This is a genomic window from Paeniglutamicibacter psychrophenolicus, from assembly GCF_030812255.1.
GTDB lineage: Bacteria > Actinomycetota > Actinomycetes > Actinomycetales > Micrococcaceae > Paeniglutamicibacter > Paeniglutamicibacter psychrophenolicus_A.
Map to the genome: position 1 here is coordinate 16,591 of NZ_JAUSSH010000013.1, position 13,034 is coordinate 29,624.

General features: G+C 69.2%; 11 protein-coding genes. 1 reads left to right on the forward strand and 10 read right to left on the reverse strand.

The window, feature by feature from the left end; all coding sequences use genetic code 11:
- Positions 1-40 precede the first annotated feature (40 nt).
- From J2T21_RS15720 to mtrA, 6 genes are all read right to left on the reverse strand, one after another.
- A complete protein-coding gene (locus J2T21_RS15720; protein ID WP_307582559.1) occupies positions 41-1,297 on the reverse strand; it encodes a winged helix-turn-helix domain-containing protein in 1,257 nt (418 codons plus the stop codon).
- A gap of 24 nt (positions 1,298-1,321) precedes the next feature.
- Complete coding sequence (hpf, locus tag J2T21_RS15725) at positions 1,322-2,038, reverse strand: ribosome hibernation-promoting factor, HPF/YfiA family (protein WP_307582561.1); 717 nt, start codon at positions 2,036-2,038, stop codon at positions 1,322-1,324.
- Between the two features lie 151 nt (positions 2,039-2,189).
- On the reverse strand, positions 2,190-3,071 hold the full coding sequence (locus J2T21_RS15730) for a ComF family protein (protein WP_307582563.1): 882 nt from the start codon (positions 3,069-3,071) through the stop codon (positions 2,190-2,192).
- Between the two features lie 82 nt (positions 3,072-3,153).
- Positions 3,154-4,869 (reverse strand): LpqB family beta-propeller domain-containing protein, encoded by a 1,716-nt coding sequence (locus J2T21_RS15735; protein WP_307582565.1) that lies wholly within the window; start codon positions 4,867-4,869, stop codon positions 3,154-3,156.
- Positions 4,862-6,664, reverse strand: a complete 1,803-nt coding sequence (gene mtrB / locus J2T21_RS15740; RefSeq protein WP_307582566.1) for an MtrAB system histidine kinase MtrB — start codon at positions 6,662-6,664, stop codon at positions 4,862-4,864. Before mtrB ends, J2T21_RS15735 begins: the two co-directional genes overlap by 8 nt.
- Before the next feature lie 20 nt (positions 6,665-6,684).
- Positions 6,685-7,362, reverse strand: coding sequence for an MtrAB system response regulator MtrA (gene mtrA, locus J2T21_RS15745; RefSeq protein ID WP_071213530.1), 678 nt, complete (start codon positions 7,360-7,362; stop codon positions 6,685-6,687).
- Positions 7,363-7,584: 222 nt separating this feature from the next.
- Here mtrA and J2T21_RS15750 point away from each other — a divergent pair, with 222 nt between their 5' ends.
- Positions 7,585-8,697 carry a hypothetical protein gene (locus J2T21_RS15750; protein ID WP_307582568.1) on the forward strand — a complete coding sequence of 371 codons (1,113 nt, stop codon included), beginning with the start codon at positions 7,585-7,587 and terminating at the stop codon, positions 8,695-8,697.
- Positions 8,698-8,713: 16 nt separating this feature from the next.
- Here J2T21_RS15750 and J2T21_RS15755 read toward each other — a convergent pair whose 3' ends face one another.
- From J2T21_RS15755 to J2T21_RS15770, 4 genes are all read right to left on the reverse strand, one after another.
- On the reverse strand, positions 8,714-9,805 hold the full coding sequence (locus tag J2T21_RS15755) for a hypothetical protein (protein ID WP_307582570.1): 1,092 nt from the start codon (positions 9,803-9,805) through the stop codon (positions 8,714-8,716).
- Position 9,806: 1 nt separating this feature from the next.
- Complete coding sequence (locus tag J2T21_RS15760; RefSeq protein ID WP_307582571.1) at positions 9,807-10,199, reverse strand: chorismate mutase; 393 nt, start codon at positions 10,197-10,199, stop codon at positions 9,807-9,809.
- Between the two features lie 181 nt (positions 10,200-10,380).
- A complete protein-coding gene (locus J2T21_RS15765; protein WP_307582573.1) occupies positions 10,381-12,063 on the reverse strand; it encodes a dipeptide ABC transporter ATP-binding protein in 1,683 nt (560 codons plus the stop codon).
- The gene (locus J2T21_RS15770) at positions 12,060-13,034 is read right to left on the reverse strand and encodes an ABC transporter permease (protein WP_307582575.1); all 975 of its coding nucleotides are present in this window, start codon (positions 13,032-13,034) and stop codon (positions 12,060-12,062) included. Before J2T21_RS15770 ends, J2T21_RS15765 begins: the two co-directional genes overlap by 4 nt.

Genomic DNA, 13,034 nt, shown 5'->3' on the forward strand with positions numbered 1-13,034 from the left:
AGGCAGCTCCCAAATCTCTCGCACAGGATTTCTGGCGTGTTCAGTCTACGTGAGAGATTGGTTTCACTTGTGGCTTTTGGCTGGATTCGGGCGAGCTTAGTGAAAACTCCAAGGCTGCTGCCAGATTCCCGTGTGCCGAAACCACGACTTCGTCGAGACCCAGCCAACGCGCCATGAGCCGCAATTCGGCCGCCAGCTCCGCCGCGGTGTTCCCCGGCGCGCCGGGCTCGGCGAAGGCGCCACGGACCAACAGCCTGCCCGTGGCCCGCTCTGCCTTCAAATCCACGCGGGCCACCAGCGCATCGCCCAGCAGAAACGGCAGCACGTAGTACCCGTAGACGCGCTTGGCCGCGGGCGTGTAGATCTCCAGGCGGTAGGTGAAGCCGAACAGCTTCTCGATCCGGCGGCGGTTGAAGACCATCGAGTCGAAGGGACCCAATAGCGACCTGGCGTGCGAGCGACGGGGAATGACGGTTCCGGGCAACAGGTAGAACGTGTCCTTCAGGCCCGCCACGCCCACCGTTTCGAGGGCTCCGCCGGCGGCGAGGTCTTGCAGCACCGCGGCGCTTTCACGCAACGGGAGCCGGAAATAGTCGGCCAGGCAATGCACGCTGCCAATACCGTGTGCCCCGGCGGCAGCCAGCAGCAGCCGCTCCATGCCCTGGCGCCGGTCGTTCCCGGCCGGGGGTACGGGTGCTTCGGGGAACACCTGGTGCAGGGCGGTGTAGCGGCGCTCAAATGCGCCGTTGCGGCCCTCGGTGCTGATCATTCCCTCGGCAAACAATGCCTCCAGGGCGCGCTTGACCGCGGACCAGTTCCAGCCCCACGAGTCGTTGTCCCTGGTCTGTTCGTGGCCCAGTTCGGCGGCGGCTTCCCGCGAGGTGCGGGACCTGCCGTCGGCAAGCAGCCGAAGGATCCGGTGGGCCAGGACGCGCCCGTCGTCGTCGATGGCCTTCATGCTGCCGGGCCAGGAGCGCTGCTGCCACGGGACCAGGTCCCTGAAGTGGTCGCTGCGCACCAGCGAGGCCTCGTGCGCCCAGTACTCAACCACCCTGCGCGGTTTTTGCACCGCGAGTGCGTCCAGCAGCTCCGGGGCGTAAGGGCCCAGCCGCGAGAAGATCGGCAGGTATTGGGCCCTGGTGACGATGTTGACGGAGTCGATCTGGATCAGTTCCAGCCGGGCAAAGGCCCGGCCCACCGCACCCAGATTCACTGGTGCGGCGGGCCGGGGACGATGCAGCCCCTGGGCTGCGATGGCGATGCGACGGGCCTGCGCTGCGGAAAGAATCCTGCTCATGGTCCCATCGTATGCGCCGTTGGGTCAGGCGTTGACTGGTTGCGGATCCGGGTCGCGGTAGCGACGGGTCTCCAGGGTGGATTCGTCGGTGGCCTCCGGATCCAGCGTGATGGTTCCGTAGGAGTACTGCTGGTTGCCCTTGGACTTCCGGGCGTAGACCACCGAGTGCGCCCCGGTTGCCGCGTCCACGAAGAGGTAGAAGGGGTGTCCGATCATTTCCATGCGGTCAACGGCATCGTCGATGCTCATCGACTCCGCCGGGAAGACCTTGCGGCGGATCTCGATCGGCGGTGCGCCGTTCTCGGAGGCCTCGGCGGCCTGCCGGGTTTCCTCTTCCTGCTGTGCCAGACGCGTTGCTTCATGCAGCGGAAGCGAGCTGTTGGCCGGCTCCAGTCCGCTGGTTGCCTGGTGGACTGCCTGGGGCGTCCGGGTGCCGTGGTGAACCTTGCGGCGGTCCCGGGCCTTGCGCAGACGCTCCAGGAGCTTGGCGAATGCGGTGTCGAAGGCAGCGAACTTGTCCGCGGCCTTGGCCTCGGCACGGATCGCCGGCCCCCGTCCCAGAACCGTCAATTCGACGGTCAGGGCAGTCTCCGCATTGCGTGCGTGCTGCTCCTTGGTGACCTTGATGTCCAAGCGCTGGATCTTGGTTGCAAGCTGATCGACCTTGTCGATCTTCTCGTCCACGTACTCGCGGAAGCGATCCGTAACACTGACATTGCGCCCGTTGATCGTCATCTCCATGGTGTCCTCCATCATTGCTCAGGTGACACATCAGCGACCGAAGAAGTCACTCCTTCCGGCCGCTGAAGATGGGTTCCTTTCCCCTTGCGGGGTGCCCATACCTCACCCTATGACAGATGCAACGATAATCAAGGATGTTGGGATTATTACTTCATCGCGTTGCGCGAACTTGGCTTTTTTCATCCGGTGCGGGTGTTGCCGCGAGCACCGCCGCGCCGCACACCCTCAGCCCGGAACCGGCCAGGGCGCGGTGTGCCTCGGCCAAAGTCGCCCCGGTGGTGAGCACGTCGTCGACGAACAGCACCTGGGTGCCGGCGGCCGCAAGCCGTGCCAGCTGCGGCGTCACCGGTGCGTGCATCGTGCCGCGCACCGCGCCCCGGGCGCGCCTGCCCTTGCCCTTTTGCGCGGAGGTGAACTGCCTGGCCACCCGGTACCGGAGCAGGTGGGCCACCTGCACGCCGGCGGGCAGCACCCGGGCCCGTCGCAACCTGGACAGCAGCAATCCCACCGGGAAGTACCCGCGCCGGGTCCTGGCCCGCAGCCGCGTGGGCACCGGGACCAGCACCACCGGGCGGCCCCGGTCCGCCAGGGTGTCCAGCGAGGCCAGTACCGCGCGGGCCAACGGCGGCACCAGGTACCTGCCCAGGGCCGGCATCTGGTGGTTCTTGAAGGCCAGGACGACGGCCGCCACTTCGTGCTCGTAGGCTCCGGCGGCAACCACCGGCATCGGTTCGAGGCACCCGTCCAACGGCAGGGCCTCGGCCCGGTGTTCGACCCTCCGCGGGTGCAGGCAGGAGGCACGCAACGCCCTGGCGCAGGAACCGCACACCACGGCGTCCGGACGCCGGCAACACACGCAATCCACCGGGAACAGCAGTGCCGCGGTGCCGTGCAGGCCCGCTCGCGCGGCCCGGGCCGCGCGGTGCCCCCAGAGCGCATCAAGGAGCCGGGCCCGGGAACGTGCCGGGTCGCTGCGGGGAGCGGGCGACCCGCGGTACACGGCATCCGGGTCCGGCCGGATCCTGGGTTTCATGCCCTCCAGCATGCCCCCCGGGCCAGGCCCACTCGATGCCCGGTTGACCGGCTGTGGAGAACCGCGACCGGCGACCGGCCACTCAGCCCGGGTAGGTCAGGTCCCGGACCATGATTTCCATTTCATGCCAGGAGCTGCCCACGCGCGTGTAGATCTTGTCCTTGGTCTCGGCGTACACCGGGCGGCGTTCCCCGGGACCGGCCGACAAATCGAGCATGCCCAGCAGCGGCAGGTACGTCACGCGGGTGCCGGTCAGGCCGATTTCCTCCGCCGCCACCTTTTCGGTGGTGCTGGTTGCCGAGACGATGACCGAGACATCGGAGTTCCAGACCGCTTGGGTCACCGGAACCTCCGGATACAGCCTCTTGGGCGGGGCGAAGCCGCGCGGCGCGCCGTCGGCATCGCGCAGGATCCCGCTGATGGTCACGCTGGTTTCCCCGTCCTTGGAGGAGACGATCAGGGCGCGGGCCCCGTCCCGCGACACGCGCAGCGAGGAGACCTTGGCGTGCTCCAGCCAGCCGGCGGTGATCGGTCGGACCTTGCCGTTGAGCACGGTGTTTTCCGGCACCGCCAGGACGCTGGTGGTCGAGGAATTGTCGACGGTCCAGGTCCAGCCATGGGCATCCATGGAGGGTCGGACCAGGTCCGTACCGGTGGCGACCACCGAGCTGCGGCCCTCCTCGTCGATGGCGACGAGCTTGGTCAGCGAGCCGTTCAGGAACGCATAGCGGTTCCCCTGCGGGCTCATCGCCGGCAGGCGCGGGTCGTAGCCGGAGATGTCCCCGATGCCGCCGACCAGCCGCAGCGACTTGCCCTTGAGGTAATACAGCGCCTTGTCCAGGACGCCGATCTGGGTGTCGGGGACCGGGGCGTTGACCTCGGCGACCTGGAAGTCGGGGTCCTTGGGCCCGATCTTGACCTCGGATTGCTCGTCGGTCATCACCACCGAGCGCACGGTGCCCAGCCCGCCGAGGCTCAGGTCCAGTTGCTGCTGCATCTGCTGGCGGGAAAGCTCCGTCGAGTCCAGGAAGGTGGCGGACTTCAAATCGACGGTGGCCCGCTGCGATTTGATCGGCACCGAGGACCGCACCAGCGAACTGCCCGGCGGGAACGCCGAAACCACCGCGTTTTCCAGGTACGGCGCCGGGCCGGCCAGCAACGCCTCGACCATTACCGCTGCCACGCCCGTGCGGGTGGGGAACCAGCGCACGTCGGGCACCGCGTAGGCGTAGCTGACATCGTAGAAGTACAGGGTCTGCGGGGCGAAGACGTGGCTGAAGCTGGCCTTGTCCAGCATGATGCCGTCGGGCAGCTGGGAAATGCGCCATTGTCCATCGACCTTCGCCAGCGCCACGTCGACCGCCCGGGTGGTGTGCGCGGGCAATTCCGTCATGATGCCCGCGGCGTCGACCTCGGAGACGACCTCCATCTGGATGGTGAAGGTGTTGGGGTTGGTGCCGGGGATCACCGAGGGGCGGGCCTCGTAGACCAGGGTCCGCACCGAGCCCTTCCAGACCCCGCCCTGCTTGGGGTCCAGGAATTGGCGGGCGGTCTTGTAGTCGTCCTGGGCGGCGATGCCGGCCTCGATGAACCCCTCGACGATCTCCCGGGGGGTGGCGTCGGGGGTCGGGCCGGGCAGGTTGAACTGCACGTTTCCGTCGGCATCGGTGCCGGAGCCGTCGAGCGCTATGGACTGGACCGGCGAGTTGCGCGGGATCTGCGAACACCCGGAGAGCACCAGCACGAAGCCCAGGAGCACGGCCAGCAGCATCCGGGGCGTTGGGCGGTTCCTAGTCATGCGGGTGGTGCCTTCCTGGGGTGTGGCCGCCGGTGCCCGGCGCCGCGGCATCCGGGTGCTCCTCGGGGATCAGCGGCGGGGCGGGCTTGAAGCCGATCGCGGGGATCTCCCCGGTCAGCGGGAAGGAGACGACCATGCCGCGGTCGAACACCGCGTCGGCCAGCACGATGGGCTCCAGCGGCAGCGGGGAGGCGATGATGGTGTCGCCCAGGATCCGCGGCAGGGTCAGCCGGAAGCACGAACCCACGCCGCGCTCCCCCCAGGCCTCCAGCCTGCCGGAGTGCAGCCGGGTGTCTTCCATGGCGATGGACAACCCCAGGCCGGAGCCGCCGGTGGTCCGTGCCCGGGCCGGGTCCGCGCGCCAGAACCTGTCGAAGACGCGGGTGCTGGCCTCGGGGCCCATGCCGATGCCTCGGTCGCGCACCGTGATCGCCACCGCGTTCCGGTTGCCGGCCACGGTGATGTCGATGGGGTTGCCCTCGCCGTGCTCCACCGCGTTGAGCACCAGGTTGCGCACCACCCGCTCAATGCGCCGCGCATCCATCTCTGCCACCGCGCCGCCCGCGGGGGTGCCCAAGCGCAGCACCGAGCCCATGGCCTCGGCGTGCGGGGTGGCGGTGTCGATCACGCGCCGGGCCACGGAGACCAGGTCGGTGGGCTCGGCGTCGAGCACCGCGACCCCGGCGTCGAAGCGGGAGACCTCCAACAGGTCGTTGAGCAGGATCTGGAAGCGTTCGACCTGGTTGTAGAGCAGCTCCGCGGACCGCTTGTTGATCGGGTCGAAGTCCTCGCGGGCGTCGTGAAGCACCTCGGCGGCCATCCGCACGGTGGTCAGCGGGGTGCGCAGCTCGTGGGACACGTCCGAGACGAAGCGCTGCTGCATCTGCGAAAGCATGGCCAGCTGGTTGATCTGGTCCTGCAGCGAGGCGGCCATGTGGTTGAAGGAGTTGCCCAGCCGCGCGATCTCGTCCTCGCCGGAAACGACCATGCGTTCCTCCAGCTGCCCGGCGGCAAGCTTCTCGGAGACCTGCGCGGCGGCGGCCACGGGGCGGACCACCAGGCGGGTGACGTACCAGGTGATGCCGCCGACAACCAGCAGCAGCAGCCCGCCGACCAGGCCCATTGCCCGGTTGATGAAGTCCAGGGTCTTTTGCACGCTGGACAGGTCGTAGACCAGGTACAGGCCGTATTCGCGGCCCGGCGGCAGCGTCACCTTGGTGCCGAAGATCAAGCCCGGGCCGGCGCTGGCCCCGGCGTTGACCTCGATGGACTGCCAGTAGGTGGCGTTGGACTCCTGGACCTGGGCGGACAGGGCCTCCGGCACGATGCGGGAGGTCAGGTTGCCGCTGGCGGTGGGTCCCACGTAGAGGTTGTCGTCCCCGGAGAGCGGGACCAGCACGAAGTCGCGGGGCACCAGGGCGGTGTCGCCCTCGAGGATCTTCAGCGTGCTGGTCACCAGCGAGCGGGTGCTGGTGCGGTCGGTGGTGGCCGCGGAGTCGAAGATGGCGCGCACCTGGTTCAGCCCGCGCAGGGACTCGGACTCCACCTGGTTGAAGCGCTCCTGGAACAGGCCCGTGGCGATCTGGTTGGACAGGAACGCGCCGGCGCCCAGCAGTGCCAGGGCGGTGAGCAGCACCGCGGAGGTCACGGTGCGGAAGAGCAGCGAACGGGTCCAGCGCGAGCGCACGGTGTTGCGCGCGCGCAACACCGCGTCCAGGGCGCGGCGGTGCCGGGGCTGCTGGTGCTCCGGCTCCGGGACCCGGGTATCGTCCGGGGCCGGCTCGACGGTGTTCATGCTGCCCGTCATCTCCAGGCTCAGGCCTGGCCCGCCTTGTATCCCACGCCGCGCACGGTCAGCACGACCTCGGGGCTTTCCGGATCCATCTCGACCTTGGAGCGCAGGCGCTGGACGTGGACGTTGACCAGCCGCGTGTCGGCGGCGTGTCGGTAGCCCCAGACCTGCTCGAGCAGCTGCTCGCGGGTGAAGACCTGCCACGGCTTGCGGGCCAGGGCGACCAGGAGGTCGAATTCCAGCGGGGTCAGGCCGATCGGCTCGCCCTCGCGGGTCACCCGGTGGCCGGCGACGTCGATGCTCAGGTCCCCGATCTTCAGGGTTTCGGGGGCGTGCTGTTCGCCGGGACGCAGCCGGGCGCGCACGCGCGCCACCAGTTCCGCGGGCTTGAAGGGCTTGGGGACGTAGTCGTCCGCGCCGGATTCCAGGCCGCGGACCACGTCGGCGGTGTCGGACTTGGCGGTGAGCATGACGATCGGGACATCGTCCTCGGCGCGGATAAGCTTGCAGACCTCGATGCCGTCCAGTCCCGGAAGCATCAGGTCAAGCAGCACCAGATCGGGCTTGACCTCGCGGAAAACACCCAATGCCTTGGCACCGTCGTAGCAGAACACGGCCTCGAAGCCGTCGTTCTGCAACACGATGCCGATCATTTCGGCCAGCGCCTCGTCGTCGTCGACAACCAGGATGCGTGCCTTCATAATCTGCCCTTCCGTAGCCTTGCGCTGGGCGCCGCGATAAGCATGCGCCCGGATACCTCAAGAGTACATGAGCACACCGGGCAAATCGCCGCGGAAACGGCAATCCACCACATCGTTTGTCTCGCATTCCGGCGCGGCTAGACTGGCCGCATGAGGGAGGAGCGCAACGGCCTGCACCGTTCGCCACCCCGGAGCCCCGCCAAGGATTGAGGTCGTTTTCCGATGCCAGCTGATTCCCAGGTCCCCGAACCGGGGCAGCCCGATCCGCACCCGACCTGGGGCCCGCCCCCGTCCGGGTGGGACGGGCAGCCGGCAGCGGCATCCGGCACCGGCGCGGACCCCGCTCACCGTTCTTGGCCACCGGCGAAGCCCGGGGTCCTCGAGTTGCGGCCGCTGGGGTTCGGGGACCTGCTCGATGCGACATTTGCCGTCATCCGGCTCGCGCCGATCCCCACGTTGCTCAACGCGGTGCTGGTCCAGCTGCTGCCGGCACTGCTCGCCCTGTGGCTGCTGCTTCCCTGGTTCACCGGCTTCGAGGTGTCTTTTGACCCGGTCCTCTCCCCCGCCGAGATGGTGCAGGGGCTCGAGCGGTCCTGGCCGTCACTGGCCGCGGGGTTCGGCAGCTACCTGGCGTTGCAGCTGCTGGCCGGGGTGCTGGTCATCGGGCCGAGCACCGTCGCCGCGATGCGCGCCACCCTTGGGCTGCGCACCGGGTGGGGAGCATCGCTGGCATTGAGCTCGCGGGCCATGCTCCGGCTGGTGGCCTGGAACCTGCTGGCCGGCGCCGCGGTGCTGCTGGTGCTGGCGCTCTCGGTGGCCGGCGCAGCGGCCCTGGCACGCCCGCTGGGGGCGGCCGTCGCGGGAATCCTGCTGGCCCTCTGGCTCCTGGCGTTGTTGCCGCTGTATGTGTGGCTGGCCATCAAGCTCTGCTTCGGGCCGGTCGAGCTGGTGGCCAGGTCCATGGGCATCGGCTCGGCGATCGCCTCCTCGTGGAGGCTGGTGCGCGGGTCCTGGTGGCGGATCCTGGGGATCCTGCTGGTGGTCGGCATCGTCCTGGGGCTGCTCTCGGGGCTCGTGGTCCAGATCCTGGACGTGGCCACGGGGCAGTTCGTCTCCGGCTCCAACACGGCCCTCGGCGTCGGGGTCGGAGTTGCCGCCCAGGCGGTCGTGGGCGCGTTGTCCATGGTGCTGGGCCAGGTCATGGTCACGCTGCTGCATGTCGACGCGCGGATCAGGCACGAGCGCCTGGACCTGGTGCTGGAGGCGGAATCCCGCACCGGTCCCACGCACCCGATTCCCGGGCACGGGGAACGCCCCGCCCCGCCGCCCCGGTAGGCCGGGGCCCTTGGCCCTAGCCGTCGACGCGCACCTGGTTCAGCGCCTCGGCGTAGGACGCCAGGCGCCCGAGCACTGCGGTCGCCTGCGGCGGGGAAAGCTCGGCCAGGCCGGCCGAAGGCATCAGCACCAGGGCGCCGAGCGCCGCATCGGGCAACCCGAGCTGGCGCCACGGGCGGCGGATGGCGCTGACGGCCTCCACGACGCCGGGAAGCTTCGCGCCGGCATCAACGGTCCCGAGCCACAGGCGGGTGCCCGATTCCACCGCCCCGGCAATCAGTTCCCACCCGGGCACGGTCAGCGAAGCGGCGTTGGCGCCCAGCGCATCGGCACCCGCCTCCAGCGCGGTGGCCGCAAGGCTCGTCCAGGTTCCGGGTTCGGCCTCTGCGCCGATGACGACCTCCGCGGCGCCGGCGCCCTGCAGGGCCTCGACCAGCTCGCTCCACCAGCCGCGCAACTCGGCGGCGGGCACCGAGCGCAACGTGCGGTAGCCGCTGGAGGTCGGCAGCGTCCCGTTGAGCACCGCCCCGGCGTCGGGTTCGTCGATGTACACGGTGATCTTCTGCCCGCCGGTCATCCGGGAGACCGCTTCGAGGTGCCGGGCGGCCCCCAGCGCCAGTGACTGGGCCAGGTCGCGGCGCGCCCCGTGGTCGGAGACGGCGCGTTCGCCGTGGTGCAGGTGCAGGTTTGCGGCCAGCGTGGCGGGACCCGGGAACTGGATCTTCAGCTCGGTGCCGCCGGATTCCTCGGCCCCGATGGCATCGGCCAGCACGTTCAGGTCGGTGCGCAGCGCCGAGGCGGCCCGCCGGGCATCGATGCCCGGGGCAGCGGCCAGCCGCCAGCCGTAGGGCTGCAGGTCCACGAGCATTTCCTCGAGCAGCTGCGCGCCGCGGCCGATCGCATCGGAGCCGACGCCGCGGTCCGGAAGCTGGTGCAGGTGCGGCAGGTTGGGCGCGCCGATTTCGCCGCGGATCACCAGCACCGATTCCATCGGGTCGGTGCCGGGCATCGGCCCGTGTGCGCTGGACTGGACCTGGCGTGCCGCTGCCCGCGCGCCGGATTCGGGTTCCTGCTCGGGATGGGTGCCGGGGCGGATGTCGGGTTGCACGCTAGTTGCCGTTCTCCGCGTGCGTCGCCGAGATCGTCTGGTGGTGCCTGATGACCTCGGAAATGATGAAGTTCATGAACTTCTCGGCGAATTCCGGGTCCAGGTGCGCCTCCCGGGCGAGGCTGCGCAGGCGCTCTATCTGCGCCTTCTCCCGGCCCGGGTCGCTCGGCGGCAGCGCATGCACGGCCTTGAGGTGGCCGACCCGCTGGGTCGCCTTGAAGCGTTCGGCCAGCAGGTAGACCAGCGTCGCGTCGAAGTTGTCGATGCTGCTGCGGATGGACAACAACTCCTCCATGACCTCTTTTTTGACGGTGTCGGCCAGGGAACTGGCGGCGGGGTCGTAGGCGCCGGTTTCGGCGTTGTCTGGCACCTGTGCGTTGTTCTGTTGGCTCATGAACCCAAGTCTAGGGTTGCGCGCTTGAATGCGCCCAACCGTGACACGCGCGCCGCGGACGGCCACGATTGCACGGCGTGGGACGTGGGCGGGGACGGCAAAGGGGGCGGCCCACCGTGGTGGACCGCCCCCGTGCCGCGCACCCGCCGGAGCGGGTACCCGCGGGGCGAAACCGCTTGGCCTAGACGGCCTTGAGGAACGCCTCGCGGCGAATGGCCTGTTCCACCGGGTCCGGCACCGGCAGCGAGGCGATCAGCCGCCGGGTGTATGGATGCTGCGGGTCGCCCATGACCTGGTTGCCGATGCCCTCCTCGACGAGCTTGCCGCGGTAGAGCACCCCCACCCAGGTGGAGAGCATGTCCACGACGGCCAGGTCGTGGGAGATGAACAGGGCCGCGAAGCCCAGCTCGGCCTGCAGCTCCTTGAACAGCTCCAGCACCTTGGCCTGCACCGAGACATCCAGCGCGCTGGTCGGCTCGTCGGCAATCAGCAACTTCGGGTCCAGCGCCAGGGCGCGGGCCAGCGAGGCGCGCTGTCGCTGGCCGCCGGAGAGCTCGTGCGGGAAACGCGCGGCAAAGGCCGCCGGCAGCTGCACCGCCTCGAGCAGCTCGTTGACGCGCTTGCGCGCGGCACGGGCATCAAGCGAGCGGTGCACGATCAGCGGCTCGGCCACGCACTCGCCGATGGACAGCTGCGGGTTGAAGCTGGCCGCGGGGTCCTGGAACACGAACCCGATGTCCTGGCGGACCTTCTTGAAGCTGCGCTCCTTGAACCCGAGCATCTCGTGTCCCAGCACCTTCAGCGATCCGCCGCTGACCTTGTTCAGCCCGGCGATGGCCCGGCCGATGGTGGTCTTCCCGGACCCGGACTCCCCCACCAGCCCGTATACTTCCCCGGCGCAGATCTGCAGCGACACGTCGTCCACCGCGGTGAACGACGGGGACCCCAGGCGCCCGGGATAGGTGATGTTCAGGTTGGTGGCCTGCACCAGCACCTCCTTCTCCTGCCCGGACCGCGAGACCATGCCCGCGGAGGCGGAGTTGCGGCCCAGGTGCGGCACCGCGGCCAGCAGCGCCTTGGTGTAGTCCTCGCGCGGGGCGGCGAAGAGCTCGGAGCTCGGCGCACTCTCCACGATCTTGCCCTGGTACATCACCACGACGCGGTCCGCCAGGTCCGCGACCACGCCCATGTTGTGGGTGATCAGCACGATCCCGGTGTTGAAGTCGTCGCGCACCTCGCGCAGCAGCTCCAGGATCTCGGCCTGCACCGTGACATCCAGCGCCGTGGTCGGTTCGTCGGCGACGATCAGCGCCGGGTTCAGCGCGAGCGCGGCGGCGATGATGACGCGCTGCTTCTGCCCGCCGGAGAACTGGTGCGGGTAGTAGTTCACCCGCTTTTCCGGCTCCGGGATCCCGACCTTGCGCAGCACCTCGATGGCGCGGGCCTTGGCCTCCTTCCTGGAGACCTTGCCGTGGGCGCGGATGCCCTCGGCGATCTGCCAGCCCACGGTGTACACGGGGTTCAGCGCGGTGGAGGGCTCCTGGAAGACCATCGCCACGTCGTCCCCGCGCACCGCACGCAGCTCGTGTGCCCCCAGGGTGAGCATGTTGTTGCCCTTGAGCACCACCGCGCCGCGGGCCACGGCGGTTTCGGCCAGCAGCCCCAGGATGGTGCGTGCGGTGACGGACTTGCCGGAGCCGGACTCGCCGACCACAGCCACGACCTCGCCGGCGGCGACCTCAAAGCTGACGTTCCGCACCGCGGGGACCTCGCCGGCGTCGGTGGTGAAGGTGACCTCGAGGTCCTTGATTTCCAGGACCGTGCCATCGGCCCGGCCGATCACGTCCTTGCGGTGCGCGTTCATGCTGTGGCCTTTCCGCCGCGACGCTTTGCCTTGCGGCGCAACCGCAAGCGCGGGTCCGCCAGGTCGTTCATGGATTCGCCGACCAATGTCAGCCCGAGCACCGTGAGCACGATGGCCGCGCCCGGGAAGACGCCGGTCCACCAGATGCCGCTGGTTGCATCGCTCAGCGCGCGGTTGAGGTCGTAGCCCCATTCGGCGGCCTTGGTCGGCTCGATGCCGAAGCCCAGGAAGCCCAGGCCCGCCAGCGTCAGCAGCGCCTCGGAGGCGTTGAGCGTGAAGATCAGCGGCAGCGTGCGGGTGGCGTTCCTGAACACGTGCTTGAACATGATCCGCCAGGTCGAGGCGCCGACCACCTTCGCCGATTCGACAAAGGGCTCGGCCTTCAGCCGCACCGTTTCGGCGCGGATCACCCGGAAGTACTGCGGGATGAAGACCACGGTGATCGAGATCGCCGCGGCCAGGATGCCGCCCCAGAGGTCGGACTGCCCTCCGGTGATCACGATCGACATGACGATGGCCAGCAGCAGCGACGGGAAGGCGTAGATGGCGTCGGCCAGCACCACCAGGATGCGGTCCAGCCAGCCGCCGAGGTAGCCGGCGACCAGGCCCAGGAAGACGCCCAGGAAGATCGAGGCGATCACCGCGATGATGATGACCAGCAGGGCGGTCTGCGCTCCCCACAGGGTGCGCGAGAAGACGTCGAAGCCACCCACGGTGGTGCCCCAGATGAATTTTCCGCCCGGGGCGGCCTGGGTGGGGAATTCACCGTCGGCGTCGGAGATCTGGGCGAACCCGTATGGCGCAAGCACCGGCGCGAGTGCCGCGGCCAGCACGAACACCACGGAGAGCACCAGTCCCGCCACGAGCATGCCGCGCTGCAGCCCGGCGCTCATCCGGTAATGGGAAATGATCGGCAGCCGTGTCCACAGCGGCTTCTTGGCCCCGAGGGCCGTCACGGTTGTTGCACCCAT